At 73.8% G+C, this 25,956-nt stretch carries 25 protein-coding genes and 3 tRNA genes; 21 read left to right on the top strand and 7 right to left on the bottom strand.

The window, feature by feature from the left end; all coding sequences use genetic code 11:
- The first annotated feature begins 6 nt into the window (after positions 1-6).
- From metG to AC6CH6_RS02715, 10 genes are all read left to right on the top strand, one after another.
- Positions 7-1,569, top strand: coding sequence for a methionine--tRNA ligase (gene metG / locus AC6CH6_RS02670; protein ID WP_498253925.1), 1,563 nt, complete (start codon positions 7-9; stop codon positions 1,567-1,569).
- Between the two features lie 79 nt (positions 1,570-1,648).
- Complete coding sequence (locus AC6CH6_RS02675; protein ID WP_498253926.1) at positions 1,649-2,725, top strand: 3-isopropylmalate dehydrogenase; 1,077 nt, start codon at positions 1,649-1,651, stop codon at positions 2,723-2,725.
- 98 nt (positions 2,726-2,823) lie between these two features.
- Complete coding sequence (locus AC6CH6_RS02680) at positions 2,824-3,933, top strand: branched-chain amino acid aminotransferase (RefSeq protein WP_035928893.1); 1,110 nt, start codon at positions 2,824-2,826, stop codon at positions 3,931-3,933.
- A 70-nt stretch (positions 3,934-4,003) separates the two neighbouring features.
- Entirely contained in the window at positions 4,004-4,777 is a 774-nt protein-coding gene (locus tag AC6CH6_RS02685; RefSeq protein WP_498253927.1) for a fumarylacetoacetate hydrolase family protein, read from the top strand.
- 109 nt (positions 4,778-4,886) lie between these two features.
- Positions 4,887-6,401, top strand: coding sequence for a glutamate--tRNA ligase (gene gltX, locus AC6CH6_RS02690; RefSeq protein WP_498253928.1), 1,515 nt, complete (start codon positions 4,887-4,889; stop codon positions 6,399-6,401).
- 133 nt (positions 6,402-6,534) lie between these two features.
- Positions 6,535-7,113, top strand: a complete 579-nt coding sequence (locus AC6CH6_RS02695; RefSeq protein WP_498253929.1) for a cupin domain-containing protein — start codon at positions 6,535-6,537, stop codon at positions 7,111-7,113.
- Positions 7,114-7,201: 88 nt separating this feature from the next.
- Positions 7,202-7,273, top strand: a tRNA-Gln gene (locus tag AC6CH6_RS02700).
- Positions 7,274-7,295: 22 nt separating this feature from the next.
- Positions 7,296-7,371: transfer RNA gene (locus AC6CH6_RS02705), tRNA-Glu, on the top strand.
- 151 nt (positions 7,372-7,522) lie between these two features.
- Positions 7,523-7,598, top strand: a tRNA-Glu gene (locus AC6CH6_RS02710).
- Between the two features lie 224 nt (positions 7,599-7,822).
- Complete coding sequence (locus tag AC6CH6_RS02715) at positions 7,823-8,785, top strand: NAD(P)/FAD-dependent oxidoreductase (protein ID WP_498253930.1); 963 nt, start codon at positions 7,823-7,825, stop codon at positions 8,783-8,785.
- 153 nt (positions 8,786-8,938) lie between these two features.
- Here AC6CH6_RS02715 and AC6CH6_RS02720 read toward each other — a convergent pair whose 3' ends face one another.
- The 4 genes from AC6CH6_RS02720 to AC6CH6_RS02735 form a co-directional block, all read right to left on the bottom strand.
- Positions 8,939-9,370, bottom strand: coding sequence for an OsmC family peroxiredoxin (locus tag AC6CH6_RS02720; protein ID WP_498253931.1), 432 nt, complete (start codon positions 9,368-9,370; stop codon positions 8,939-8,941).
- 146 nt (positions 9,371-9,516) lie between these two features.
- Positions 9,517-10,773: a heparan-alpha-glucosaminide N-acetyltransferase domain-containing protein gene (locus tag AC6CH6_RS02725; protein WP_498253932.1), complete on the bottom strand. Its 1,257-nt coding sequence runs from the start codon at positions 10,771-10,773 to the stop codon at positions 9,517-9,519.
- Between the two features lie 227 nt (positions 10,774-11,000).
- The gene (locus tag AC6CH6_RS02730) at positions 11,001-11,447 is read right to left on the bottom strand and encodes a TerC family protein (protein WP_498253933.1); all 447 of its coding nucleotides are present in this window, start codon (positions 11,445-11,447) and stop codon (positions 11,001-11,003) included.
- Positions 11,448-11,453: 6 nt separating this feature from the next.
- Positions 11,454-11,687, bottom strand: coding sequence for a hypothetical protein (locus AC6CH6_RS02735; RefSeq protein WP_498253934.1), 234 nt, complete (start codon positions 11,685-11,687; stop codon positions 11,454-11,456).
- A 293-nt stretch (positions 11,688-11,980) separates the two neighbouring features.
- On the opposite strand from AC6CH6_RS02735, the gene AC6CH6_RS02740 reads away from it, so the two are divergent.
- The 5 genes from AC6CH6_RS02740 to AC6CH6_RS02760 all read left to right on the top strand — a co-directional run bounded on the left by AC6CH6_RS02740 (position 11,981) and on the right by AC6CH6_RS02760 (position 15,371).
- Positions 11,981-13,135, top strand: a complete 1,155-nt coding sequence (locus AC6CH6_RS02740; protein ID WP_498253935.1) for a glutamate--cysteine ligase — start codon at positions 11,981-11,983, stop codon at positions 13,133-13,135.
- Entirely contained in the window at positions 13,132-13,911 is a 780-nt protein-coding gene (locus AC6CH6_RS02745; protein WP_498253936.1) for an alpha/beta fold hydrolase, read from the top strand. Before AC6CH6_RS02740 ends, AC6CH6_RS02745 begins: the two co-directional genes overlap by 4 nt.
- Positions 13,908-14,609, top strand: coding sequence for an esterase/lipase family protein (locus AC6CH6_RS02750; RefSeq protein ID WP_498253937.1), 702 nt, complete (start codon positions 13,908-13,910; stop codon positions 14,607-14,609). Before AC6CH6_RS02745 ends, AC6CH6_RS02750 begins: the two co-directional genes overlap by 4 nt.
- Positions 14,610-14,772: 163 nt before the next feature.
- Complete coding sequence (locus AC6CH6_RS02755; protein WP_017833203.1) at positions 14,773-15,048, top strand: SHOCT domain-containing protein; 276 nt, start codon at positions 14,773-14,775, stop codon at positions 15,046-15,048.
- Positions 15,049-15,176: 128 nt separating this feature from the next.
- Entirely contained in the window at positions 15,177-15,371 is a 195-nt protein-coding gene (locus tag AC6CH6_RS02760; protein ID WP_368796789.1) for a DUF2795 domain-containing protein, read from the top strand.
- A gap of 55 nt (positions 15,372-15,426) precedes the next feature.
- Here AC6CH6_RS02760 and AC6CH6_RS02765 read toward each other — a convergent pair whose 3' ends face one another.
- Entirely contained in the window at positions 15,427-15,978 is a 552-nt protein-coding gene (locus tag AC6CH6_RS02765; RefSeq protein ID WP_498253938.1) for a DUF421 domain-containing protein, read from the bottom strand.
- 51 nt (positions 15,979-16,029) lie between these two features.
- Positions 16,030-17,274 (bottom strand): cation:proton antiporter, encoded by a 1,245-nt coding sequence (locus tag AC6CH6_RS02770; protein ID WP_498253939.1) that lies wholly within the window; start codon positions 17,272-17,274, stop codon positions 16,030-16,032.
- A gap of 161 nt (positions 17,275-17,435) precedes the next feature.
- Between AC6CH6_RS02770 and AC6CH6_RS02775 the strand changes: the two genes are divergently transcribed.
- Genes AC6CH6_RS02775 through AC6CH6_RS02790 form a run of 4 tightly spaced genes read left to right on the top strand, consistent with a single transcriptional unit; the run spans position 17,436 to position 22,788 of the window.
- Positions 17,436-18,311: a potassium channel family protein gene (locus AC6CH6_RS02775; RefSeq protein ID WP_498253940.1), complete on the top strand. Its 876-nt coding sequence runs from the start codon at positions 17,436-17,438 to the stop codon at positions 18,309-18,311.
- A 50-nt stretch (positions 18,312-18,361) separates the two neighbouring features.
- The gene (locus AC6CH6_RS02780) at positions 18,362-19,282 is read left to right on the top strand and encodes an NADP-dependent oxidoreductase (protein ID WP_498253941.1); all 921 of its coding nucleotides are present in this window, start codon (positions 18,362-18,364) and stop codon (positions 19,280-19,282) included.
- Between the two features lie 57 nt (positions 19,283-19,339).
- Entirely contained in the window at positions 19,340-21,103 is a 1,764-nt protein-coding gene (locus AC6CH6_RS02785) for a dynamin family protein (RefSeq protein ID WP_498253942.1), read from the top strand.
- Positions 21,100-22,788, top strand: coding sequence for a dynamin family protein (locus tag AC6CH6_RS02790; protein WP_498253943.1), 1,689 nt, complete (start codon positions 21,100-21,102; stop codon positions 22,786-22,788). Before AC6CH6_RS02785 ends, AC6CH6_RS02790 begins: the two co-directional genes overlap by 4 nt.
- A 13-nt stretch (positions 22,789-22,801) precedes the next feature.
- Here the strand turns inward: AC6CH6_RS02790 and AC6CH6_RS02795 are convergent, their stop codons facing one another.
- Positions 22,802-23,614 carry an IclR family transcriptional regulator gene (locus AC6CH6_RS02795; RefSeq protein WP_498253944.1) on the bottom strand — a complete coding sequence of 271 codons (813 nt, stop codon included), beginning with the start codon at positions 23,612-23,614 and terminating at the stop codon, positions 22,802-22,804.
- A 114-nt stretch (positions 23,615-23,728) separates the two neighbouring features.
- Here AC6CH6_RS02795 and leuC point away from each other — a divergent pair, with 114 nt between their 5' ends.
- Positions 23,729-25,231: a 3-isopropylmalate dehydratase large subunit gene (gene leuC / locus AC6CH6_RS02800; protein ID WP_284563613.1), complete on the top strand. Its 1,503-nt coding sequence runs from the start codon at positions 23,729-23,731 to the stop codon at positions 25,229-25,231.
- A 32-nt stretch (positions 25,232-25,263) separates the two neighbouring features.
- Positions 25,264-25,863 (top strand): 3-isopropylmalate dehydratase small subunit, encoded by a 600-nt coding sequence (gene leuD, locus AC6CH6_RS02805; RefSeq protein WP_109222471.1) that lies wholly within the window; start codon positions 25,264-25,266, stop codon positions 25,861-25,863.
- Positions 25,864-25,956: the final 93 nt, after the last annotated feature.

Raw genomic sequence — 25,956 nt, forward strand, 5'->3', positions numbered from 1 at the left:
GAGGCCGTGACTTCCTCCCACCGCACCCCGTACTACATCACCACGGCCATCGCGTACCCCAACGGCACCCCGCACATCGGGCACGCCTACGAGGTCATCGCGACCGACGTCATGGCCCGGTTCAAGCGGCTGGACGGCTACGACGTCCGCTTCCTGACCGGCACCGACGAGCACGGCCAGAAGATGCAGCAGACCGCGGAGAAGGAGGGCCTCACGGCCCGGGAGCTCGCGGACCGCAACTCGGCGCGCTTCCGCGAGATGGACGACGCCCTGAACATCTCCTACGACCGCTTCATCCGCACCACGGACGCCGACCACTACGCGGCGTCGGCGGCCCTCTGGCGCCGGATGGAGGAGGCCGGGGACATCTACCTCGGCAAGTACGCCGGCTGGTACTCCGTGCGCGACGAGGCGTTCTACGGCGAGGACGAGACCGAGCTCCGCGCGGACGGCGTGCGGTGCTCGACGGGCACCGGCACGGAGGTCACCTGGACCGAGGAGGAGTCCTACTTCTTCCGCCTCTCCGCCTACCAGGACCGGCTGCTGGAGCTCTACGAGCGGGAGGGCTTCGTCCACCCCGAGACCCGGCGCAACGAGATCGCGTCCTTCGTGCGCTCGGGCCTGGAGGACCTCTCCATCTCCCGCACCACCTTCGACTGGGGCGTGCCCGTGCCCGGCAACCCGGACCACGTGATGTACGTGTGGGTGGACGCCCTCACCAACTACCTCACCGGCGTGGGCTTCCCGGACACCGCATCCGAGACGTTCCAGCGGTACTGGCCCGCCGACGCCCACGTGATCGGCAAGGACATCGCCCGCTTCCACGCCGTGTACTGGCCGGCGTTCCTGATGTCCGCCGGCCTGCCCCTGCCCCGGCGCGTCTTCGCCCACGGCTTCCTGTTCAACCAGGGCGAGAAGATGTCCAAGTCCGTGGGCAACGTCATCGACCCGCACGCCCTCGTGGCCGAGTACGGCCTCGACCCGCTGCGCTTCTTCCTGCTGCGCGAGGTGCCGTTCGGCCAGGACGGCAGCTACTCGCACGACGGGATCAAGAACCGCATCAACTCCGACCTCGCCAACGACCTCGGCAACCTCGCGCAGCGCTCGCTGTCGATGGTCGCCAAGAACTGCGAGGGCCGGGTCCCCGCGCCGGGGGAGCTCACCCCCGAGGACCGGGCCATGCTCGCCGCCGCCGCCGGGCTCTGCGCGCCGGTGCGCGCCGAGTTCGACGAGCAGCAGTTCCACCGGGCGCTCGAGCGGATCTGGCGGGTGGTCGCCGAGGCCAACCGGTACTTCACCGCCATGGAGCCCTGGAAGCTGCGCAAGACCGACGCCGGGCGGATGGCCACCGTGCTCTGGGTGACGCTCGAGGTGGTGCGCACGGTCGGCATCCTGGTCCAGCCGGTGGTGCCGGACGCCGCCGCCCGGCTGCTGGACGTGCTCGGCCAGGCCGAGGGCGACGCCCGCCTGTTCACCGCCCTGGACACGCCCCTCGTGGCCGGCACGGAGCTGCCCCCGCCCGCGCCGGTGTTCCCGCGCTACGAGGAGCCCGCCCCACTCCAGTCCTGAGCGGCACTCAGCTGTCCATCATGCGAGACGTCCGTCCACACCGTGGTCGGACGGGTCGGTCGGCTCCTATCCTGGGGCCATGAGCCAGCCGACGCCCGCAGCCGCCCCCGCCCACCTGAAGATCGCCCTCGTCCCCGGTGACGGCATCGGCCCCGAGGTCGTCGCCGAGGCGGTGAAGGTCCTCGACGCGGTGACCGCCGCGGCCGGCGTCACGGTGGAGAAAACGGAGTTCGGCCTCGGCGCGCAGCACTGGCTGGACACGGGGGAGACCCTCACGGACCGGACGCTGGACGAGTTGCGGACCCACGACGCCATCCTGTTCGGCGCGGTCGGCGCCGCCCCCGGGGACCGGCGGGTCCCGTCCGGGATCATCGAGCGCGACGTGCTGCTGAAGATGCGCTTCAGCCTCGACCACTTCGTCAACCTCCGCCCGTCCAAGCTCTTCCCGGGCACCACCAGCCCGCTCTCCCACCCGGGGGACATCGACTTCGTGGTGGTGCGCGAGGGCACCGAGGGCCCGTACGCCGGAAACGGCGGGGTGCTGCGCGGCGGCACCGACGCCGAGATCGCCACCGAGGTCTCGCTCAACACCGCCTACGGCGTGCGCCGCCTCGTGCGCTACGCCTTCGAGCTCGCCGCCGGGCGGGAGCGCAAGCGGCTGACCCTGGTCCACAAGCACAACGTGCTCGTCAACGCGGGCCGCCTCTACGCGCGCCTCGTGGAGGAGATCGGCGCCGAGTTCCCCGACGTCGCCGTCGACTACCTGCACGTGGACGCGGCCACGATCTTCCTCACGACCGACCCGGCGCGCTTCGACGTCATCGTCACCGACAACCTCTTCGGGGACATCCTCACCGACCTCGCCGGCGCGGTGACGGGCGGCATCGGACTGGCCCCGGCCGGCAACATCAACGCGGACCGCACGGCGCCCTCGATGTTCGAGCCCGTCCACGGCTCCGCACCGGACATCGCGGGGCAGCAGAAGGCGAACCCCGTGGCGGCGATCCTCGCCACCGCCATGATGCTGGAGCACCTCGGCCACTCCGGGCCCGCGGCCCGGATCGAGGCCGCCGTGCAGCAGGACCTCGCGGCCCACGGCAACGAGTCCCGCACCACCGCCCAGGTGGGCGACGGCGTGCTCGCCGCCCTCGCCTGAGCCGATCCGGCCGTGCTCCGGGGATAGGCTGGGGCACGGAACCAACAGCTGAGCCCCGCGTGCCGGTCGCCACGGGGTCGACCTCGCAGGGAGACGCAGTGACCACACAGCCCACCACCTTCGCCCACCACCTCAGCCAGGACCCGGTCCCGGAGGAGGTCCGGGCGGCAATCCTCGCCGAGCCGGGCTTCGGCACGAACTTCACGGACCACATGGTGAAGATCGACTGGTTCGGGGACGTCGAGAAGGGCACGGGCCGCTGGAGCGACCCGCGGGTCGAGCCGTACGGACCGCTGGTGCTGGACCCGGCCGCGGCCGTGCTGCACTACGGCCAGGAGATCTTCGAGGGGCTCAAGGCCTACCGGCACGCGGACGGCTCCGTGTGGACCTTCCGGGCCGAGGCCAACGCCGCCCGGCTCAACCTGTCGGCCCGCCGGCTGGCGCTGCCGGAACTGCCCGAGCAGCTGTTCCTGGACTCGCTGCGCGAGCTGGTGTCGGTGGACGAGCAGTGGGTGCCCGACGGGGACGGGGAGTCCCTGTACCTGCGCCCGTTCATGATCGCCACGGAGGCGTTCCTGGGCGTGCGCCCGTCCCGCCAGGTGCTGTACTCCGTGATCGCCTCCCCGGCCGGCAACTACTTCGGCGGCCCGGTGAAGCCCGTGGACATCTGGCTCTCCCGCGACTGGGCCCGGGCCGGCCGCGGCGGCACGGGAGCCGCCAAGTGCGGCGGCAACTACGCCGCCTCCCTGATCGCCCAGATGGAGGGCGACGCCCACGGGTGCCAGCAGGTGATGTTCCTGGACCGCGACCGCGGCGACGCCGTCGAGGAGCTGGGCGGCATGAACGTGTTCTTCGTCTACGACGACGGCCGCCTGGTAACCCCCGAGCTCACCGGCACGATCCTCGAGGGCGTCACCCGCCGCTCGATCATCCAGCTCGCCAAGGACCGCGGGATGACCGTCGAGGAGCGCCGCTTCACCCTCGACGAGTGGCGCGAGGGCTGGCAGGCCGGGACCATCACCGAGGCGTTCGCGTGCGGGACCGCCGCCGTCATCACCCCCATCGGCCGGCTCGTCTCCACCGAGGAGACCATCGGCGACGAGGGCGCCCGGCCCGGCGAGGTCACCATGGACATCCGCCGACAGCTCCTGGAGATCCAGACGGGCCGCGCGGAGGACCCGCACGGCTGGCTGACCCGCCTGGTCTGAGCCCCGCGCGGCCCCGGTGGCGCCACCGGGGCCGCGCGGCCGCCCGCGGACCGTGGGATAGCCTGGTCCCATGCGAATTGCCAGGTTCACGGTCGACAGCGAGATCCACTTCGGCGCGGTGCAGGGCGCCGCCGGCGAGGAGACGGTCACCGTCCTCGCGGGCGACCCCTTCTACACCGGGGTCAACCCCACCCAGCAGCGCCACGACATCGCCGACGTCCGCCTCCTCGCCCCCGTGATCCCGCGCTCCAAGATCGTGTGCGTCGGCCGCAACTACGCCGACCACGCCGCGGAGCTGGGCAACGAGCTGCCCACCTCGCCGATGCTGTTCTTCAAGCCCAACACGTCCGTCGCCGGCCCCGGCGACCCCGTGACCCTGCCCGCGTGGACCGAGCAGGTCTCCTACGAGGCCGAGCTCGCCGTCGTCATCGGACGGATGTGCAAGGACGTCCCCGTGGAGCGCGTGCCCGAGGTGGTCTTCGGCTACACCGCCGCCAACGACCTCACCGGCCGCGACGTGCAGAAGACCGACGGGCAGTGGGCGCGCGCCAAGGGCTTCGACGGGGCCTGCCCGCTCGGGCCCTGGATCGAGACGGACCTCGACACCTCCGCCCTCGCCGTGCGCAGCCGCGTCAACGGCGAGACCAAGCAGGACGGCAACACCCGGGACATGGTCTTCGACGTCCCGTTCCTCGTCTCCTACGTCTCCCAGGCGTTCACGCTCCTGCCCGGCGACGTCATCCTCACGGGCACGCCCGCCGGCGTCGGCATCGTCGACGAGGGCGACCGGATCGAGGTGGAGGTCGAGGGCATCGGCGTCCTGCCGACCGTCCTGCGCCGCTGACCCGCACCACCGGCCGGCGCCGGTCCGCACCGCCGACCCGTGCGGGCACCGCGGCGCCCCGCACCACCGCACGACCCCGCCCAGACCCCGAGCGATCCACGAAAGAGCCATGACCGACACGCCCGCCACCCCGGCCACCGCCTCGACCACCTCCTCGCCCGTGCGCGTGCGCTTCTGCCCGTCCCCGACGGGCACCCCGCACGTGGGGCTGATCCGCACCGCGCTGTTCAACTGGGCCCACGCCCGCCACACCGGCGGCACCATGGTCTTCCGCGTCGAGGACACCGACACCCTGCGCGACTCGGAGGAGAGCTACCAGCAGCTGCTCGAGGCGCTCGCGTGGCTGGGGATCGACTGGGACGAGGGCGTCGAGACCGGGGGTCCGCACGCCCCTTACCGGCAGTCGCAGCGCCTGGACGTCTACCGCGACGTGGCCGCCCGGCTCCGGGAGCACGGGGCGGTCTACGAGGCGTACTCCACCCCGGAGGAGGTCGAGGCCCGGCACCGGGCGGCCGGCCGCGACCCCAAGCTCGGCTACGACAACTTTGACCGCGACCTCACCCAGGAGCAGGTCGCGGCCTACCGGGCGGAGGGCCGCGAGCCGGTGCTGCGGATGCGGATGCCGGACGAGGACATCGTGGTCCACGACATGATCCGCGGCGAGATCGTCTTCCGGGCCGGCTCCATCCCGGACTACGTGGTGGTGCGCGCCAACGGCCAGCCGCTGTACACGCTGACCAACCCCGTGGACGACGCCCTCATGGAGATCACCCACGTGCTGCGCGGCGAGGACCTGCTGTCCTCGACACCGCGCCAGATCGCGCTGTTCCGCGTCCTGGTCGAGATCGGCTTCGCGAAGTACGTGCCCGAGTACGGCCACCTGCCCTACGTCATGGGCGAGGGCAACAAGAAGCTGTCCAAGCGCGACCCTGAGTCCAGCCTCTTCCACCTCAAAGACAGCGGCTTCGTCCCCGAGGGCCTGCTCAACTACCTGGCCCTGCTGGGCTGGTCCCTGTCCGCGGACGAGGACGTCTTCACCGTGGAGCAGCTCGTGGAGCACTTCGACGTCCACGACGTCCTGGCGAACCCCGCGCGCTTCGACCTCAAGAAGGCCACCGCGATCAACGGCACCCACGTCCGCAGGCTCGCCCCCGAGGACTTCCGCGACCGGCTCGTCCCCTACCTGCAGGCCGGCGGCGTGCTGGGGGACACCCTGGACGAGCGCCAGCGGGACATCCTCGACCGGGCCGCCCCGCTGGTCCAGGAGCGGATGAACCTGCTCGGCGAGGCCCCCGAGCTGCTGTCCTTCCTCTTCGCCGCCGACGACGAGATCGAGGTCGCCGACGACGCCCGCAAGCAGCTCAAGGACTCCGCCGGCGACGTCCTGCGGGCCGCCCTTGCCGCCCTGGAGCCGCTCGAGGACTGGAGCGCCGCCACCCTCGAGACCGCGCTCCGCGAGGCCATCGTGGACGGGCTGGGCATCAAGCCGCGACTGGCCTTCGGCCCCGTCCGCACCGCCGTCTCGGGCCGGCGGATCTCGCCGCCCCTGTTCGAGTCCCTCGAGATCCTCGGCAAGGACTCCTCGCTGACCCGCCTGCGCGCCCTCGCCGCCCAGCTCGGCTGAGCGCCCTCCCCGCCGACGACGACGGTCCGGCCAGCCCTCCGCGGAGGGCTGGCCGGACCGTCGTCGTCGGCGGGGACGTCATCTGCACACAGCCGGGCGCTCCGGCGTAGCCTGGGACACGGGGGCGATCAGCATGGACCGGACGGACGACCAGATCGAGGCGATGCGCGCGGGACGCCCGCAGCACCGCAATCCCGTGCAGCGGGACACCATCACGTGGTTGCGCACCGGCGCGGAGACCGGGGGCGAGCACGCCCTGCTGCACGTCGAGGTGGAGCCCGGGGGAGAGGTGCTCGCCCACTACCACCGACGGTTCGGGATGCGCGTGCGCGTCCTCGAGGGCGTGCTGCGGGTCCAGATCGGCCACGTCGTGCGGGACCTCGGAGCGGGCGGCGAGGCCGAGGTGCCCCCGGAGCATCTGTTCCGCTGGAAGAACCCGGCCGGGACCCCGACCCGCTTCGTGGTCGAGGTGCGGCCCGCCCACGAGGGCTTCGAGAAGGGCCTGGTGGCCCTGTACGGGCTCGCCCGGGACGGGCGCACCCGCCGGGACGGCCGGCCGCGGAGCCTGCTCCGCACGGCGCTGCTCATCCAGTGGACCGACATCAACCTCCCGGGGCTCTACCGCTGGCTGGGGCCGGTCGTCCGAGCACTGGCGGGCATCGCCCGCCGCCGGGGGATCGACCGGGAGCTCGAGGACCGCTACTGCGCCTGACACCGATTTGCCGCCGTGCCGGAAGGCCGGTATAGTTCTTTTGCGTTGCGCCGGTCGCCGCGGGAAACCGCCGGACCGGGGACGACAGTGGGATATGGTGTAATTGGCAACACTACGGTTTCTGGTACCGTCATTCTAGGTTCGAGTCCTGGTATCCCAGCGCTGCTCCATCGGAACAGTACGGCCCCATCGTATAGCGGCCTAGTACGCCGCCCTCTCACGGCGGTAACGCGGGTTCGAATCCCGCTGGGGTCACCACCGCGGAACACCCCCGGACCACACGGTCCGGGGGTGTTCTCGTGTCCGGGGTGCGCTGCGCTGCCGGAGCAGGGCCGGCGTCCGGAACAGGGCACGGGACCTGGTACAGTGTACGAGGCCGGTCGCGGGAAACCGCGGACCGGATCGGTACGGCCCCATCGTATAGCGGCCTAGTACGCCGCCCTCTCACGGCGGTAACGCGGGTTCGAATCCCGCTGGGGTCACCACGGAAGACGTCCCCCGGACCACACGGTCCGGGGGACGTCTTCGTTTCCCACGACGAGCACCGGCGCCGCCCGGTCCGGCGCTGCCCGCCCGGGGGAGGGGTGCGCGCCGAATGCTCCGGCGCCACCTACAGTCAGCAGGCTTACATCCCTGTCCCGGCACTGCTACGTTGGCAGGGCGGCGCAGTACTGTCGCCGGGACCGGCTCCGGGACGGGGGAAGGCACGATGGACGAGAGCTATGACGTGGTCGTCGTCGGTGGGGGGCCCGCGGGCCTCGCCGGGGCGCTGTGCCTGGCCCGGGCCCGGCGCACGGTCCTCGTGGTGGACGCCGGGGCCCCGCGCAACGACCCCGCGGAGCACGTGCACAACTACCTCGGCCGCGACGGCGACGCCCCGGGCGCGCTGCTCGCCGACGGGCGTGCCGAGGTCACCGGCTACGGAGCGGACGTCGTCGACGGCACGGTGGTCTCCGCCCGTCCCACTGGGGACGACGGCCACGGCGTCCGGTTCCTGCTGGCGCTCGAGGACGGCCGGTCGGTGCGGGCGCGCCGCGTGCTGATCACCACCGGACTGACCGACGAGCTGCCGGACGTCCCGGGCGTGGCGCAGCGGTGGGGCTGCGACGTCGTCCACTGCCCCTACTGCCACGGCTGGGAGTGGCGGGACGAGCCGCTGGCGGTGCTGGGCACCGGCCCCCTGGGCGCGCAGCAGGCGCAGCTGTTCCGGCAGTGGAGCCACGACATCACCTTCGTGCAGCACACCGCCCCGGCGCCGGACGACGAGGAGCGCGAGCACCTGGCGGCCCTCGGCATCGAGTGCGTGGCGGGCGAGGTGCGGCGCGTGGAGGTGTCGGGGGACCGGATCACCGGTCTGCGGCTGGTCTCCGGCGAGCTCGTGCCGTGCCGGGCCGTGGTCGTGGTGCCGCGCTTCACGGTCCGCTCCGCCCTCATCGACTCCCTCGGCCTGCGCACGGCCGACGTGGAGGAGAAGGGCCATGCCGTCGGCACGTACGTGCCCTCGGCGCCCACGGGCGGCACGGACGTGCCGGGGGTCTACGTGGCGGGCAACGTCACGGACCTCCACGCCCAGGTCCTCGCCGCGGCGGCGGCCGGGCTCACGACCGCCACGGCTGTCAACGCCGACCTGCAGGCCGAGGACCTCGGCCGGGCGCTCGCCGACCGCGGCTGACGTCACGGGTCCGGTCGGCCGGGAGCGGATCCACGAGGAGCAGGGTCCGGCGCGCGCGACCTTCTGCACCGTCGCCGTCCGTCACCGACACGCCGGAGGCGGCGGGCCCCGCCGGCCGGGGCAGCGCCCGGGCCGGCGGAGCCGGGCACCGGATCAGGCCAGCGAGGCGTCCAGGCTGATGTCCACGGACAGGGCCTGGGAGACCGGGCAGCCGGCCTTGGCCTCCTCGGCGATGCGCGCGAAGTCCTCCGCGGAGATGTTCTCCACCTGCGCCACCACGGTCAGCTCGACCCCCTTGATGCCCTCGCCCGCCACGAAGGTCACCTCGGCCGAGGAGTCCAGCCGGGTGGGCGGGGTCTCGTTCTGGGCGAGCATGTTGGAGAACGCCATGGCGTAGCAGGTGGCGTGCGCGGAGGCCAGGAGCTCCTCGGGGCTCGTCTTGGCGCCGGCGCCGCTCTCCGCGCGGGTGTCCCAGTCCACGTCGAAGGGGCCCAGGCCCGAGCCGGTCAGGCTGGTGGTGCCCGAGCCGTTGAAGAGATCGCCGGTCCAGACGGTGCTGGCCTTGCTGATGACAGGTTTCGGCATGGTTCCTCCTGAGGTCCACGGCAGGCGGGCGCTCCGCCTGCCGGCGCCGGGCGGCGCTGCTGTCACGCTAACGGATCCGTGCGGCCAGCGAGCGGCCGGGGCCGTGTTTCAGCCGTCGGCGCGTGTCCGGCCGGCGGAGGCACGTGCTACCCCAGGGGCCTCCTGGGAGTTTCCGGGCCGCGGGGCGTCCCCCGATCGGCGACGGCACGGGTGGTCGCGTGCGCGGCCGCAGACACGAGCCGTTCCAGCGGACCCCGTCCGAAGGCGTGCCGCCAGGCGAGCGCCACGAGGGCTGAGACGAGGAGGCAGGCTGCGAACCAGAGCAGCGGGCTGCTGTAGTGGACCTCGGTGGCCAGCAGGACCAGCTGTCCCGTGTACAGGGACAGGGTCATGGCACCCATGGCCGTGAGCGGCAGCAGCCACTTGCCGAACTCGCGGCCGGCGAGCAGGAAGGCGCCGAGCACGGCCGTGCTCACCCCGAGGCTCCAGGCCACCGAGAGGAGCGTGTTGGTGTGCGGGGCGGAGAGCGCCTGCCACCACAGCGAGGACGTCGGCAGGGGCCCGTCGGCGCCGAAGACGACGAGGTGGTCCAGGTCCGCCCGGGTGAGGGAGACGATGCTGTAGAGCAGGACGTTGTAGCCGTCCATGCCGTAGAGGAGCACCCAGGAGACGAGCTTGGCGAGGGCCGCGAGGCCGAGTCCCGCGGCCAGGAGGCGGCTCTGCAGACGCAGGCTCTTGAGGTTGAGGCGGCCGAGGGCGAGCCCGGCGAGCAGGTACGCCATGTACGTCACGGCCGGGTACGTGCCGGTCAGCGTCAGCTGGAAGAAGAGCGCGACCGGCTCGGTGACGAGGTGGGCGAACGTCGGGTTGGCGGCGCTGTGCTCGGGCACCACGTCGCCCAGCCAGTGGATCAGGAGGGGCCCGAGGAGCAGGAACGCGCCCGAGCACAGGAACAGGGTCCGTGCCCGCAGCCCCAGGAAGGGCAGCGCGAGCAGGAAGAACAGCCCGTACTGGACCAGGATGCCGACGGCCGGCGGGTCCGCCGGCATCAGGTACCCGACGGTCAGCCCGATCACCATGATCAGCAGCGCGCGCACCGCGATCCCGGCGCGGCCGGCGGTGAGGTCCCGGCCCCTGCGGGGTCTGCGCGCGCCGGTGGAGAAGGCGAGGCCGACCCCGGCGAGCAGGGCGAACAGCGCCGCGGAGTCCCCGGCGAACAGCAGCCAGGACAGCGTCGGCCGGTCGTTGTCGGGATAGGACTGCGGCAGGAAGTGGACCGCCGTCAGCCCGACGAGAGCCAGTCCCCGGGCGGCGTCCACGGCGACCAGGCGCCCGGCCGACCGGCGGGGGTCGAGCCCGCCGGTGGCCTCCGCGGCCCGGTCTCTCGTGGGGTGGTCGTTCATGGGTCCCGCCGTCCTGTTCCTCATCCCCGGCCCCACGGTGGGTCGCGCTCAGGATGTCGTGTGCACTGCCGCCAATCTTCGCATCCACGCCGGTTGTCGCGGCAACGTTGCGCCGGAAGGCTCAGGAGGCCTCACGCAGCGCCGGCCCCGGCGGCGGCACGGGCAGGCCCGCGCAGCGGCGGTGCAGGACCTTGGCCCGCATCCGGCGCCGGGCGCGGTCCGCGCCCTCAGCGGCCGCTCCGGCCGTCCTCGCCCCGGTCGGCGGAGGCGGCCCGGGACGGCCGCAGGGGCTGGAGCGCCGCGAGCTCCGCGGGGGTCGCGGTCCGGAACGGCGGGGCCTCCGGGCACTGCGGCGCCCGCCGCCCCTGCCCGCGGGTGGCGCGCAGGCTCGTGCCGACCGACACGACCAGCACGACCGTGATCACCGCGAGGGAGACCCCCGTGGGGATGTCGACCAGGTCGACCTTGAGCGCCATCTTCACCCCCACCCACACCAGGACCAGGGCCAGCCCGGCGCGCAGGTGCACGAAACGGTGCATCAGGTCCGCCGGCAGGAAGTACATGGCCCGCAGCACCAGCGCGCCGAAGACGCCCAGGAACAGCACCTGGTGCTGGTAGGCGCGGGGGACGGCGAAGTACGTGAGCAGGACCGCCCGGACGAACACGTTGTCCACGGAAAGCTACTTCTCGATCAGGTGCCCGGCGAAGTACTGCTGGCCGGCCTGCGACCCGAAGACGGCCCAGACCACCACCCCGAAGCCTGTCCCGCAGGCCACCCACACCGCCGTCCACACCGCGGCCTCGCGCAGCCCGATCGCGTGCGGGCGCCGGTGGGCGAGCAGGTCCAGAGCCAGCAGGACCACGATGCCGCCGATCACCGCGGCCCACCCCCAGAACGGGACGTCCATCGCCACCAGCCACCCTCCGGTTCCCGACCGGAGGTCTCTCCCGGCCCGTTCCGGGGCCCGCGCGCCGGATCCTGCGGTGGGACCGTCGTGACGACGCTGCGCGGGGGGATACTCCCCTCCTGGCCCCTCCAGCGAACCCCGCCCCGCCCTCCGCGTCAGGAGGCGTCGCGAACCCCCGCAGCGGCGCTGCGCGGGTCCCCGGTGCTACGCTCCGCAGTGAGCCGGGGGATCCGCCCGGCGACGACGGCGGGGCCGCCCGCCCCGCCCGTCCGCACCGCTCCAGCCCCTCCCGGATGGTGGTGATCACCGTTTTCCCGCACCCGTCCCCCGCAGCGACCACCGGCCCCACCCGCACCTTCGGCGTGGAGGAGGAGCTGCTCCTCGTGGACGCCGTGACGCTGGAGCCCGCCGCCGCCGGCCCGGACGCCGTGGACGCGCACGCCGCGGGCGTCCGCTCCTCCCCGGCGACGGCACCGGCGCACCAGGTCACCACCGAGCTGCAGCAGGAGCAGATCGAGGTCGCGAGTCCTCCGCTGACCGGTCTCGCGGAGCAGATCGCCGCGATCCATCAGGGGCGCCGCCTGGCCGACGCCGCCGCCCGCGCGGTGGGTGCCCGCGCCGTCGCCCTCGCCTCACCGGTCACGGCGGGCGCCCCGCACCTCGTGCCCGCACCGCGCTTCCGGTGGCTCCAGGAGCGCTTCGGGCTGGTGGCCGCCGAGCAGCTGACCTGCGGCCTCCACGTCCACGTGGGCGTCGGCAGCCGCGAGGAGGGCGTGGCCGTGCTGGACCGCATCCGGGTGTGGCTGCCCGTCCTCCTCGCCCTGAGCGGCAACTCTCCGTTCTGGTACGGCCGGGAGAGCGGCTTCAGCAGCTACCGCTACCAGGCCTGGGTCCGCTGGCCCACCTCCGGTCCCACGGAGGTCTTCGGCTCGGTCGAGGAGCACGACCGGCAGCGCGAGGCCCTGCTGCGCTCCGGGGTGCCCCTCGACCTCGGCATGATCTACTTCGACGCCCGTCTCTCGGCCCGCTACCCCACCGTGGAGATCCGGATCACCGACGTGTGCCTGGACGCGGAGCACACCGGGGTGCTGGCCGCCCTCGGCCGGGCGCTGGTCGAGACGGCCGCCCGCCAGTGGCGGGCGGGCCTCCCCGCGCCGCCGGTGAGCGCGGCGCAGCTGCGGACCTGGTCCTGGCAGGCCAGCAGGGCCGGCGTCGAGGGGCCGTTGATCAGCCCGGCCTCCGGCGCCCCCGCCCCGGCCGCGGACGTCGTGGCGGAGCTGCTCGCCGCCGTGCGCCCCGTGCTCGCCGAGTGGGACGAGGCCGCGCAGGTGGAGTCCGTGGTGGCCGGCATCCTGCGGGACGGCTCCGGCGCCCGGCGGCAGCTGGCGGCCCACGCCGCGCGGCGGGACCCGCTCGACGTCGTGCGCCTGGCGCTCGAGGCGACCCACCGGTGAGGGCGCGGGGGCACCCGGGGCTCGAGCGGCGGCGCGTCGTCGCCGGCACCCACGCGGTCGACGTGCGGGGGACCTTCGACCGCGCACGGCCCCCGGTGGTCCTCGTGCACGGCATCGGCATGTCGGGCCGGTACTTCCTGCGGCTCGCGGACGCGCTCGCGGCCACGCACGACGTCTACGCCGTCGACCTGCCGGGCTGCGGGTCCTCGCCGCGCCCCGCCCGGCCCCTGTCGGTGCCCGAGCTCGGCCGCGTGGTCGCGGGGGCCGTCGAGGCGCTGGGGCTGCGGGCTCCCGTGGTCATGGGGCACTCCATGGGCTGCCAGGTCGTCGTGGACACGGTCAGGGACCACCCCGGGCTGTGCGCCGGCTACGTGCTGGTGGGACCGACCGTCGACCCCACCGCGCGCAGTCTGCTCGGCCAGGGGTGGCGGCTGCTGCGGGACACCCTGCGCGAGCCCCCGCGCACCAACGCCGTGGTCGTCCGCGACTACCTCCGGATGGGCCCGCTCCGCTATCTGCGCACTACCCGGCACATGCTCCGCGACCGGATCGAGGAGGACATCCGGGGCTGCACGCCCCCCGGGCTGGTGGTGCGCGGGTCCCGGGACCCCATCGCCCGGCGGGACTGGGCCCGCCGGCTGGCCCGGGCGGCCCCCGACGCCCGCTTCCTGGAGATCCCCGGGGCCCCGCACAACGTCCAGCACACCGACCCCCGGGAGCTCGCCGCGGCGTGCGCGCCCTTCCTCGCCGCCTGCCGTCCGGGGAGCCCGGTGTGATCCCGCGGCTGGGCGGGGCGGCCGCGAATCTCGCGGCCTGGGCCCGCGACTACGTCTACGCGGTCCGGTGGCAGGCCGCGGGCGTCCTCGGCCGGTGGGAGCCCGCCCACTACCGGGGCCCGGGAGAGCCGGGGCGGACGCCGGTCGTGCTGATCCCCGGGATCTACGAGTCGTGGACGTTCATGCTCCCGGTGGCCGGGCTGCTGCGGGAGCACGGCCACGACGTCCACGTGGTGGAGGACCTGAGGTTCAACACCGGGACCATCGAGGACATGGCGGCGCTGGTCGACGAGCACATCCGCCGGGAGGGGATCGAGCGCTGCGTGCTGGTGGCGCACAGCAAGGGCGGGCTGATCGGCAAGCACCTCCTGGCCCACCACAACGAGGGCACCGTGATCCAGGGGCTCGTGGCCGTCAACACCCCCTTCGCGGGCTCCGAGCTCGCCCGGCTCCTGCCCCTCCCGACGATCCGGGTGTTCCTGCCCCACTCCCCGGAGCTCACCGCGCTGACCACCCGCCGGGAGGTCAACCGGCACATCGTCTCCGTCTACGGCCTGTTCGACCCCCACATCCCGGGCGGCAGCCACCTCGAAGGGGCGCGCAACGTCCAGCTCGGCACGCGTGGTCACTTCCTGCCGCTCAGCGACCCGCGCGTGCACGAGGCGATCCTCGAGGGGATCGGCACGCTCACCCGCTGACCCCGCCGGCGCCCGGTGGGCCCGGCGGCCGCCGACCCGTCCCGACCGGACCGCCCCGGCCCGGCGTCGGAGGCGACTGCTACTCTTCGGCCACCGAGCGCGCCCCGGACGGCGCGCCGCCGGAGACAGGAACGACCGACGACGCCGGAGGGACGGTGGGACCGTGGGCGAACTGGGACTGACCCCCTTCCAGGGCTGGGAGGTGATGTCCTGGGCCCTGCTGGCCGCCGCCGCGGTGTGGACCGTGGCCCGGGGCGTCCGGTGGCTCGTGGGACGCTACGGGCAGAACACCCGCTGGGGCCGCAGGTCGCGCACCCGCCTCGGCCTGCGCCGGGCCCGTGACGGCCTGCTGGAGCGCCACGCCGCCGGAGAGCTCACCGAGGACGAGTACCGGGAGCGGCTGCGGCTGCTCGAGCAGGAGGGCCGCTCCGGCTCGTGAGCGCTGCGGCTCGTGGTCGCCCCGGCGGACGAGCGGGGCTGACGAACGGCAAGCAGGCTGACAGACTGGGGGCGTCCGTGTTCCGCCGCACCGGCGGGACGAGACCCGGTGACGACAAGGAGACTCCCATGTCCGACAAGCCCAACCCCATCGAGCTGCAGAAGCACCTCAGCGGCCTGGACTACCCGGTCGGCAAGGACGCGATCGTGCGGAAGGCGCAGGACTCCGGTGCGGACGACTCCGTCCTCGACGCACTCCGGAACCTCCCCGACCGGCAGTACGAGAAGCCCACGCACGTGACCGAGGCGGTCTTCGGCGAGTAGGCCGTCCGGCCCGCCACCGCGAGCGGCCCCTGTGGCCGGCGCCCGGGCCCCGGGCTCACTCGCCCGGGCCGGTGCCCTCCCTGCGTCCGGAAGGGCGGTCGTGGCCGCGGACGTCCTCCAGCGCCGAGCCGTCGCCGTGCGCGTCGGCGGTGATGACGCTCAGCGTGCCGTTCGTCTCGAGCACGACCGCCCTGACCCGGGCGAGGTCCCCGGTGCCCTGCATGCGCACCGCCTGACGGATCTCCGACTCCGTGAGCCGGTTGCGGCGCAGCGCCTCGCCCCGGATCCGGCCGTCGGCCAGCAGCAGGACGGGGTCCGAGGTGAAGAAGCGCCGCGCCCTCGGACGGCGCGCCGAGACGAGGGCCACGAGCAGCTGGAGAGCGGCGAGCAGGGCCAGGGCGGTGGCGCCCTCGGCCCAGGAGACGTCCGTGCTGAGGAAGATGGTGGCGAGGGTCGAGCCGAGGGCGACCGTGACCACGAAGTCGAAGACGTTGAGCTGGGCGAGGGTGCGCTTGCCGGACAGGCGCAGGATCGCCACCAGCGTGGTGTAGGAGGCGGCTCCGACGAGGAGGATCCGGAGGATGTCGGCCCAGGAGTCAAACCACACGGCGGGCCTCTCGATCCGTGGTGAGGGGCCTGGGACAGGGGTGCTGCGGGCTCATGCGGGGGTCTCCTCCTGTTTGCGCTCCGGCTCCCGGTGCTGGAGCCACGCGCTCAGCGGTGCGGTGGACAGCCCGTGGACGAGCACGGACAGGGTGACGGCCAGGGTGGTGTGGACGAAGATCTCGTGGTTGCCGGTGTGCCGTTCGGCCAGCGTCGCGTAGAACAGGGCGGAGACGCCGATGGGTCCGAACCAGCTCAGGACGAGCGTCTCGGCGCGGTCGTGCACGCCCCGCAGCAGCGGCCGGAGCGCCCACAGGGCGACGAAGCGGCGCAGCAGCAGCGCCGCGCCGAGGACCAGGGGAGCACCCCAGCCCAGTTCCGCCCACTCACCGACCGGCAGCGCCAGGCCGAGCAGGATGAACACCGGCAGCAGGAACAGCCGGGCCACGGCGTCCTGGACCTTGTCCTCCTGTGCCTCGTCCCGCTGGGGGATCACCTGCCCGAAGACCGCGACGCCCACGAAGACGGCCAGCAGGGCGTCGGTGCCCAGCAGCTTGCCGGCCCCGAGCAGCACGAGTGCCAGCGGCACCACGAAGGCCAGGTAGGAGCTCTCCTCCATGAGCCCGTGCCGGCGGACGACGACGAACAGCCTGCCCAGCAGGAAGCCCGCCAGCGCCCCGAACACCGCCGCGCCGAGCACCTCCCACAGCAGGACGGTGGTCAGCAGCTCGTGCCACGCCCGGTCCGGCTCGGTCAGCAGCAGCACCGGGAGGAGGACGAAGAGGTAGGCCAGTCCGTCGTTGAGCCCGCTCTCGGCCGAGAGGTTGTGCCGGACCCGCTCGGGGATCCGCTCCTCGGCCAGGGAACCCGTGACGATCGGGGTGGTGACCACGGGGTCGGTCGGGGTGATGATCGCGCCCAGCAGCAGCGCCATCAGGAACGGCACGCCCAGCGCCGCCCACAGCACGCCGGTGGCCACGACGAGCATCAGGGCCATGCCCAGCCCGATGACCACGGCGATCCAGCGGGCGTCGCGGCGCCAGTAGCCGTGCGGCAGGCGCAGGGCGACCCCGGCCAGGCCCACCGCCAGGGTGATCCGCGCGGCCTGCTCCAGCAGCGTTCCCGGGGGCAGGCCGAAGTCCTCGATCCGCACGAGGTCCAGCGCGTAGGGGCCGATCAGCGCGCCGAAGGCGAGGGCGAGCACCGGGCCGGGAAGACCGGCCCGCTGCAGCAGCGTCGAGAACGCCGAGATCAGCAGGACGGCGCCCGCGAACAGCGCCAGTACGAGGTTGATGTCCATGGGCGTCCTTCCGTCGCATCGGGCTCACGGCGCCGCCCGGGGTGCCGCGTGCCACTACCGTAACCCTGCTGATGGTCACGCGGCCAAGGGCGGGCCCGAGAGGGAGCCACCGGGTAGGGTCGCGGGGAAAGGACACCGGCGGACGGGAACGGAGCGACGACGTGGACGTGCTGCTGACGCTGCTGGGGACCACAATGATCGTGCTCGGCCTGCGGGACATGTACCACAGCCTGCTGCACCCCAGCGGCACAGGGGCCATCGGCGGGAGGGTGCAGGCCGCCGTCTGGTGGGTCTCCCGGCGCACCGGGCACCGCTTCGGCTCGGCCGTGGGCCCGGGCTCGATGATCACGGTCGTGCTCCTGTGGGTGCTCCTGCAGGGGCTCGGCTGGGCCCTGGTCTACCTGCCGCACGTCCCCGTGGGCTTCACGTACTCGCCGGGGGTGGACCCCGCCGCCTACCCGGATCTCCTCGAGGCGCTCTACATCTCGTTCGTCACCCTGGCGACGCTCGGGTTCGGGGACGTCGTGGCCACCGGCCCCTGGCTCCGGCTCGCCACCCCGCTCGAGGCGCTGACCGGGTTCGCCCTGCTCACGGCGGCACTGACGTGGTTCACGCAGATCTATCCGCCGCTGTCCCGCCGCCGGGCCCTCGCGCTCGAGCTGACGTCCCTCGCCGAGGTGGACTACGCGGACGGCATCGCGGAGGAGGACCCGGTCACGGCGGCCCGGGTGCTGGACGGCCTGGCCGCGGAGGTGGCCAAGGCGCGGATCGACTTCACCCAGCACGGCGAGACGTACTACTTCCAGGAGGAGGACCCGGACCTCTCCCTGGCCCGGCAGCTGGCCTATGCCCTCGAGCTGCGCGACCGGGCCGCCGCGTCCTCCGCGCCGCGGGTGCGCACCGGCGCCCGGCGGCTGGGACTGGCCCTCGAGCAGCTCGCGCACCAGCTGCGGGAGAACTCCGGGTGCGCAGGGGAGACGCCCGCGGACGTCTTTGCCGCCTACGCCGAGGACCACGGGCGGGACCTGCGCCGCTGAGCCGGTGGTCCCCGGGGAACAATCCCCGGGGACCACCGGTTGCGCGGAGCATGAAGGCATTGACGTACGCCCGCTACGGCGGCCCCGAAGTCCTCGAGCTCACCGACCTCCCCGAGCCCAAGGTCCCACCGGGCTGGGTGCTCCTGAAGGTGCGCAGCGCCGCGATCAACCCCGTGGACCGGATGATCATGTCCGGAGGCCTCGATCCGCTGATGGACGTCCAGTTCCCGGTGGTGCCCGGCTGGGACGTGTCCGGGGTCGTGGAGGCCGTCGGCATCGACGTCCCGGAGTGGGCCCCGGGCGACGAGGTGATCTCCTACGCCCGCACGGACTGGGTGCACGGCGGGACGATGGCCGAGTACGTCGCCCTGCCCGCACGCCTGCTCGCGCCGAAGCCGGCCTCCGTGGACTGGGACCGGGCGGCCGCGCTGCCGCTGGCCGGGCTCACGGCCTACCAGGTCCTCGGCCGCCTGGAGGTGGCCGCGGGAGACACCGTGCTCGTGCACAACGCCTCCGGGGGCGTGGGCGGCTACGCCGTCCAGCTCGCCGCGGCCCGGGGCGCCCGCGTGATCGGCACGGCGTCGGAGGCCAACCACGAGTACCTGCGCGGTCTCGGCGCGGAGCCCGTGGCCTACGGGGACGGGCTGCCCGAGCGGGTCCGGGAGATGGCTCCGGACGGCGTGGACGTCGTGGTCGACCTCGTGGGCGGGGTCGTGGAGCAGACGCTCGCCGTCCTGAAGGACGGGGGGCGGCACGCCTCCGTGGCCGACGACGCGGTCGAGGCCCACGGCGGGACGTGGATGTGGGTGCGTCCCTCCGCCGAGGACCTCACCGAGCTGGGCCGCCTGGTGGACCGGGGCGCGCTCCGGATCGAGCTCGCCCGCAGCGTGCCCCTGGCCGAGGGCGTGGAGGCCTACCGGCTCAGCCAGGAGGGGCACGTCCGCGGCAAGATCGCCGTCCGGATGGCGTGAGCCCCCGGCGTCCCGCGCCGCGTAGGTGCACAGCAGGCTGACTGGCACAATGTCCCTGTGACCGACCAGACAGAGATCCTGAGCGCCCTCGAGGACGCGCGGGCGCTGCTCGCGGCGTCGACCCTCCCGCTGTCCACGACCGACGTGCTGCGCGAGCGCGAGGACATCGACCGTGCCGTCGCCCAGCTCGACGACTACGTGCTGCCCCGGGTGCGCTCCCTCGACGCGCCGCTGCTCGCGGTGGTCGGCGGCTCCACGGGCGCCGGCAAGTCGACCCTGGTCAACGCGGTCGTGGGGCACCCCGTGACCCGGTCCGGGGCCATCCGCCCGACCACCCGGCAGCCCATCCTGATCCACCACCCGCGCGACGCCGAGGCGTTCTCGACCCAGCGGGTGCTCCCGCACCTGAGCCGGATCCACGCGCGGAAGGTCATCCCCGCCGGCTCCACCGCCGCGGACACCGCCTCCCCGTCCGCGCTGCCCGGCACCGCGGACGGCCAGGCCCTCGTGCTGCTCGCCGAGCCGCGGATCCCCGAGGGCGTCGCCCTGCTCGACGCTCCGGACGTCGACTCGATCTCCGACGAGAACCGCCGGCTCGCGGGGCAGCTGCTGGCCGCCGCCGACCTGTGGCTGTTCGTGACCACCGCGAACCGCTACGCCGACGCCGTGCCGTGGCGGCTGCTCGTCGAGGCCGCCCAGCGGGACATCACGGTGGCCGTGGTCCTCGACCGGGTCCCGCACGGCCTCGAGGCCGAGATCGAGGACGACCTCCGGCGGATGCTCGCCGAGCAGGGCCTCGGGGACGCCCCGGTGTTCACCGTCCCGGAGTCACCGCTCAACGAGATGGGCATGCTCCCGCCCCACGTCGTCGCCCCCGTGGTGGACTTCCTGGCCGAACTGGGGCGCAACGCCGCCTCCCGTTCGGAGATCGCCCGCCGGACCCTCGGCGGTGCGGTCCGCTCCATCGCCGAGCGCACCGGCGCGGCCGGGACGGCGGTGCTCTCCCAGCACCGCGTCGAGGCGCAGCTGCGCCACGACGTGGACCGCGCCTTCGACGAGGCGCTCGCCGCCGTCATCGAGTCGACCCGGGACGGGACCCTGCTGCGCGGCGAGGTCCTCGCCCGCTGGCAGGACTTCGTGGGCACCGGTGAGTTCTTCCGCAACCTCGAGGCCGGGATCGGCCGGATGCGGGACCGGCTCACCGCCTTCTTCAGCGGGCGGCCGGCACCCGAGGTCCAGGTCGAGGAGGCCATCGAGACCGGTCTGCAGACCGTGATCGTGGAGGAGGCCGCGCGCGCCTCCGAGACCGCGGAGCGCCGCTGGCTGGACGAGCCCGCGGGCCGGGTCCTGCTCGGCGGGTCCGACCTCGGCTCGCTGCCCCCGGACTTCCGCGAGCGCACGGCCGAGCAGGTGCGCGCCTGGCAGGGCGACCTCATGGAGCTGATCCAGCGCGAGGGCGCGGACAAGCGGACCAGGGCGCGGGCCATGTCGCTGGGCGTGAACGCGCTGACCGTGATCCTCATGATCGGCGTGTTCTCCATGACGGGCGGGCTCACCGGGCTGGAGGTCGGCATCGCCGGCGGCTCCGGCGTGGTGGGCACCAAGCTGCTCGAGGCGGTCTTCGGGGAGGACGCCGTGCGGCGGATGGCCGAGGACGCCCGCAGGAACCTCGAGTCCCGCATCCACACGGTCATGGACCAGCAGGCGTCCGTGTTCCTGCGGCGCCTCGACGTCCTGGACGGGCACCCGGAGGCCGACGAGCTCGTGGCCGTGGCCGAGCGCATCCGCGCCGCGGGGCGGACGCTGGGGGAGAGCGCATGAGCCCCGCCCGGCAGGCGGCGCCGACCCTCTCCGAACGGCTCACCGCGCTCGCGCGCGCCACGGAGCTGGCCTCCGGCCGGCTCGACGACGAGGCCGTGGCGGCGTCCCGCACCGTCCTGGACCGCGCCGCCGAGCGGCGTTCCCTGTCCGCCGACCACACCGTGGTGGGCTTCTTCGGGGCGACCGGGTCCGGGAAGTCCACCCTGTTCAACGCGGTCGTGGGACGGGACATCGCCCGGGCCGCCGCCCGCCGCCCCACCACCTCCGAGCCGCTGGCCGCCGTCTGGGGGGAGCCGGGCAGCGAGGCCCTGCTGGACTGGCTCGGTGTAACCCAGCGCCACCACGTCGACACGCCCCTGCCCACCGGGCACGCGGCCGCCGGCCGGTGGACGCGCGTCAAGGAGCGGATCACGGGCGCGCCCGCCGCGGAGGCGCCCGGCGGTCTGATCCTGCTCGACCTGCCGGACTTCGACTCCGTGAGCCTGCACCACCGCACCATCGTGCAGCGCCTCGTCGGCATGGTCGACGTCGTGGTGTGGGTCGTGGACCCGCAGAAGTACGCCGACGCGGTCATCCACCAGGAGTTCATCGCGCCGCTGGCCCGCCACGGGGCCGTGACCATGGTGGTGATGAACCAGGTGGACCGGCTGCCGGCCGCCGAGGTCCCCGCCGTGATGGCCTCCCTCGAGGAGCTCGTGGCCCAGGACGGGCTGCCCACCACGGGGCTGTCGAAGCCGGTGGCCGTCTCCGCGGTGACGGGGGAGGGCGTCGAGGCCCTCCGCGCGCGGATCCGCCAGGTGGCCGACACCAGGGCGGCGGCCGGCGCCCGGCTGGACGCCGACGTGGACGACGCCGCCGCGCTGCTCGCCGAGGCCTCCGGGGACGGGGAGCCTGCCGGGATCACCGAGCCGGCGCAGGAGCGGCTCACCGACGGGCTGGCGCAGGCCGCCAACGTGCCCGGGATCGCCCGGGCCGCCGGGAGGTCCTACGCCCTGCACGCGGCGGGGCACACGGGGTGGATCCCCACCCGGTGGCTGCTGAGGTTCCGCAAGGACCCGATGCGGCGGCTGAACCTCGACCGGGGCGGGACCGTGAACCCCGAGGTCAACCGCACGTCCCTGCCGCCCATGGGCGCCGCCCAGCGGGCTGCGGCCGACTCCGCGGTGCGCACCTTCGCCCACGACGCCGCGGACGGGGCCGCCGAACCGTGGACCCGGTCGGTCCGGCAGGCCGCGCGCACCCACGAGCAGAGGCTGCCGGACGCGATCGACCAGGCCGTCGCCCGCACCGACTTCCGGGCCGGGCGGAACTCCTGGTGGTGGCTCGTCCTCGACGTCGTCCAGTGGCTCGCGATGCTCGCGGTGGTCGCGGGTCTGCTGTGGCTCCTGGGCCTGTTCCTGCTCGAGTGGTTCCAGGTCCCCGTCCCGCCGCCCCCGTACGTCGAGGGCTTCCCGCTGCCCGTGCCCACGCTGCTCGTCCTCGCCGGGGTGGTGCTCGGGATCTTCACGGCCCTGACCGGCCGGATCCTCGCCGGCTTCGGCGCCCGGATGCGGGAGCGCTCGGTGCGGCGCCGGCTGCGCGAGTCGGTGGCCGAGGCCGCCCGGCGCACCGTCGTCGACCCCGTGCGGGCGGAGCTCGAGGCCTTCGCCGCCTTCCGGAGGGCGCTGGCCGTCCTGCGCGACTGAGCGCGGCGGCCGGCTACTGGGTGGTGGCCCGGACCGCCTCCGTGAGCTGGCGCGCGGCCTGCACCACGACCTCGGCGTGCAGCCGGCCCGGCTGGCGGGTGAGCCGTTCGATCGGCCCGGAGATCGACACCGCGGCGATCACCCGGCCCGAGGGCCCGCGCACCGGGGCCGAGACGGAGGCGATGCCCGGTTCGCGCTCGCCCAGCGACTGTGCCCAGCCCCGGCGGCGCACCCCGGCCAGCACGGTCGCGGAGAACCGCGCGTGGCGCAGGCCCTCGAGCAGGCGGTCGTGGTCCTCCCAGGCGACGAGCACCTGCGCGGCGGAGCCCGCCTTCATCGACAGCTGCGTGCCCACCGGGATCGTGTCCCGCAGCCCGATGGGCCGCTCGGCGGAGGCCACGCACACGCGCCAGTCGCCCTGCCGGCGGAAGATCTGCGCGGACTCCCCGGTGGCGTCCCGCAGGTTCATCAGGACGGGGCCGGCGGCCGCGATCAGGCGGTCCTCGCCGGCCGCGGACGCCAGCTCCACGAGCCGGGAGCCGAGCACGAACCGGCCCTGGATGTCCCGGCCCACGAACCGGTGGTGGGCCAGTGCCACGGCGAGCCGGTGCACGGTGGGGCGGGCGAGTCCCGTGGCGCTCACCAGCTGGGCCAGCGTCGCCGGCCCCGCCTCGAGGGCGTCGAGGATCACCGCGGCCTTGTCGACCACCCCCACCCCGCTGGGCGCGGTGGTCGCGGTCAGCGCGAGCGACTCCCCGGTGCCCTGCCCGCCCAGCGGCGTGCCGAGCGGGGCGCCGGACGGGTCCATGTGTCCAGATGTGTCCATGCACTGATACTGACGTCTCAGAATGTGAGAAGCAAGCCCGAAAGCTGGCCCGTCGCGAGCCGGGCGCCGACCATGGAGGAAACACGTTGCACAGGCAGCACGGAAGGATCCGCCATGCCGGACTACCAGTCCTCGACCCCCTCCACGACCTCCGCCGCACCCTCCGGGCCCCGGGGCGGGCGCACCCTCGCCGAGAAGGTCTGGGCGGACCACCTCGTGCGCCAGGGCGAAGACGGGCGGCCGGACCTGCTCTACATCGACCTCCACCTGCTCCACGAGGTCACCTCGCCGCAGGCCTTCGAGGGGCTGCGCCTGGCGGGCCGCCCGCTGCGCCGACCCGAGCTCACGATCGCCACCGAGGACCACAACACGCCCACGCAGGACATCTTCTCCCGCATCGCGGACGACACGTCCCGCAAGCAGATCGAGACCCTGCGGGCCAACTGCGCCGAGTTCGGCGTGCGCCTGCACCCGCTCGGGGACGCCGAGCAGGGCATCGTGCACGTGGTGGGCCCCCAGCTGGGCCTCACCCAGCCCGGGATGACCGTGGTCTGCGGCGACTCCCACACCTCCACCCACGGCGCGTTCGGCGCCCTGGCCTTCGGCATCGGCACCTCCGAGGTCGAGCACGTGATGGCCACCCAGACGCTGCCGCTCGCCCCGTTCCGGACCATGGCCATCAACGTCGAGGGCACGCTGCGCCCGGGGGTGTCCGCCAAGGACATCATCCTGGCCGTGATCGCCAAGATCGGCACCGGCGGCGGACAGGGCTACGTCCTGGAGTACCGGGGCTCGGCCATCCGCGCCCTGTCCATGGAGGCCCGGATGACCATCTGCAACATGTCGATCGAGGCCGGCGCCCGCGCGGGCATGATCGCCCCCGACGACACCACCTTCGACTACGTCCAGGGCCGCCCGCACGCGCCGCAGGGCGCCGACTGGGACGCGGCCGTCGAGTACTGGCGGACCCTGCGCACCGACGAGGACGCCGTCTTCGACGCCGAGGTCTTCCTCGACGCGGACGAGCTCGAGCCGTTCGTCACCTGGGGCACCAACCCCGGCCAGGGCGTCCCCCTGTCCCAGTCCGTCCCCGACCCCGAGGACATCGGGGACGAGAACGACAAGGCCAACGCCCGCCGGGCCCTCGAGTACATGGGTCTGGCCGCCGGCACCCCGATGAAGGAGATCCCCGTGGACACCGTCTTCCTGGGCTCCTGCACCAACTCCCGGATCGAGGACCTGCGGGCGGCGGCGGAGATCGTCAAGGGCCGCGCCAAGGCGCAGAACGTACGGATGATGGTGGTGCCGGGCTCGGCCAAGGTGCGGCTGCAGGCCGAGGCCGAGGGCCTGGACCGGGTGTTCAAGGACTTCGGCGCGGACTGGCGCTTCGCGGGCTGCTCGATGTGCCTGGGCATGAACCCGGACCAGCTCGCCCCCGGCGAGCGGTGCGCCTCGACGTCGAACCGCAACTTCGAGGGCCGGCAGGGCAAGGGCGGGCGCACCCACCTCGTCTCGCCCGTGGTGGCCGCCGCCACCGCGGTGCGCGGCACGCTGTCCTCCCCGTCCGACCTCGAGCCCGCCGGCGCCCCCACGGACCTCGCGTCCGCCGGCGCCTGAGCCCTCGACCCGAAGCCCAGAAAGGCCCTGCCATGGAGAAGTTCACCACCCACCGGGGTGTCGGCGTCCCGCTGCGCCAGTCCAACGTGGACACCGACCAGATCATCCCGGCCGTCTACCTCAAGCGGATCACCAAGACCGGCTTCGAGGACGCCCTGTTCGCCGCCTGGCGCAAGAACGAGGACTTCGTGCTCAACCGGGAGCCGTACCGGCACGGCTCCGTGCTGGTGGCCGGGCCCGACTTCGGCACCGGCTCCTCCCGGGAGCACGCGGTGTGGGCGCTGCGCGACTACGGCTTCCAGGCCGTCATCTCCTCCCGGTTCGCGGACATCTTCCGCGGCAACTCGGGCAAGCAGGGGCTGCTGGCCGCGCAGGTCGACCAGGCGGACGTCGAGCTGCTGTGGAAGCTGATCGAGGAGCACCCCGGCACCGAGATCGAGGTCGACCTCGAGTCCCGCACGGTGACGTGCGACACGGTGACGGTGCCGTTCTCGATCGACGACTACACGCGCTGGCGCCTCATGGAGGGCCTCGACGACATCGGCCTCACCCTCCAGCGCGAGGAGGACATCGCCGCGTTCGAGGCGGGCCGTCCCGCCTTCAAGCCGACCACGCTGCCCGCCCGCACCTGACCTCGTCACGCCCGGCACGGCCCGGCGGAGCCCTCCACGGCCCGCCGGGCCGTCGTGCTGTCCCGGACACGCACGACGCCCGCCCCTGTGCGG

It is taken from the genome of Kocuria sp. GQ42 (assembly GCF_059758435.1).

Coding starts and splice junctions, on each gene's coding strand:
- AC6CH6_RS02675 (WP_498253926.1), top strand. CDS start 1,649: ATGAGCCAGCCGACGCCCGCAGCCGCCCCCGCCCACCTGAAGATCGCC.
- AC6CH6_RS02685 (WP_498253927.1), top strand. CDS start 4,004: ATGCGAATTGCCAGGTTCACGGTCGACAGCGAGATCCACTTCGGCGCG.
- gltX (WP_498253928.1), top strand. CDS start 4,887: ATGACCGACACGCCCGCCACCCCGGCCACCGCCTCGACCACCTCCTCG.
- AC6CH6_RS02695 (WP_498253929.1), top strand. CDS start 6,535: ATGGACCGGACGGACGACCAGATCGAGGCGATGCGCGCGGGACGCCCG.
- AC6CH6_RS02715 (WP_498253930.1), top strand. CDS start 7,823: ATGGACGAGAGCTATGACGTGGTCGTCGTCGGTGGGGGGCCCGCGGGC.
- AC6CH6_RS02720 (WP_498253931.1), bottom strand. CDS start 9,370: ATGCCGAAACCTGTCATCAGCAAGGCCAGCACCGTCTGGACCGGCGAT.
- AC6CH6_RS02725 (WP_498253932.1), bottom strand. CDS start 10,773: ATGAACGACCACCCCACGAGAGACCGGGCCGCGGAGGCCACCGGCGGG.
- AC6CH6_RS02760 (WP_368796789.1), top strand. CDS start 15,177: ATGTCCGACAAGCCCAACCCCATCGAGCTGCAGAAGCACCTCAGCGGC.
- AC6CH6_RS02770 (WP_498253939.1), bottom strand. CDS start 17,274: ATGGACATCAACCTCGTACTGGCGCTGTTCGCGGGCGCCGTCCTGCTG.
- AC6CH6_RS02780 (WP_498253941.1), top strand. CDS start 18,362: ATGAAGGCATTGACGTACGCCCGCTACGGCGGCCCCGAAGTCCTCGAG.
- AC6CH6_RS02790 (WP_498253943.1), top strand. CDS start 21,100: ATGAGCCCCGCCCGGCAGGCGGCGCCGACCCTCTCCGAACGGCTCACC.
- AC6CH6_RS02795 (WP_498253944.1), bottom strand. CDS start 23,614: ATGGACACATCTGGACACATGGACCCGTCCGGCGCCCCGCTCGGCACG.
- leuC (WP_284563613.1), top strand. CDS start 23,729: ATGCCGGACTACCAGTCCTCGACCCCCTCCACGACCTCCGCCGCACCC.
- leuD (WP_109222471.1), top strand. CDS start 25,264: ATGGAGAAGTTCACCACCCACCGGGGTGTCGGCGTCCCGCTGCGCCAG.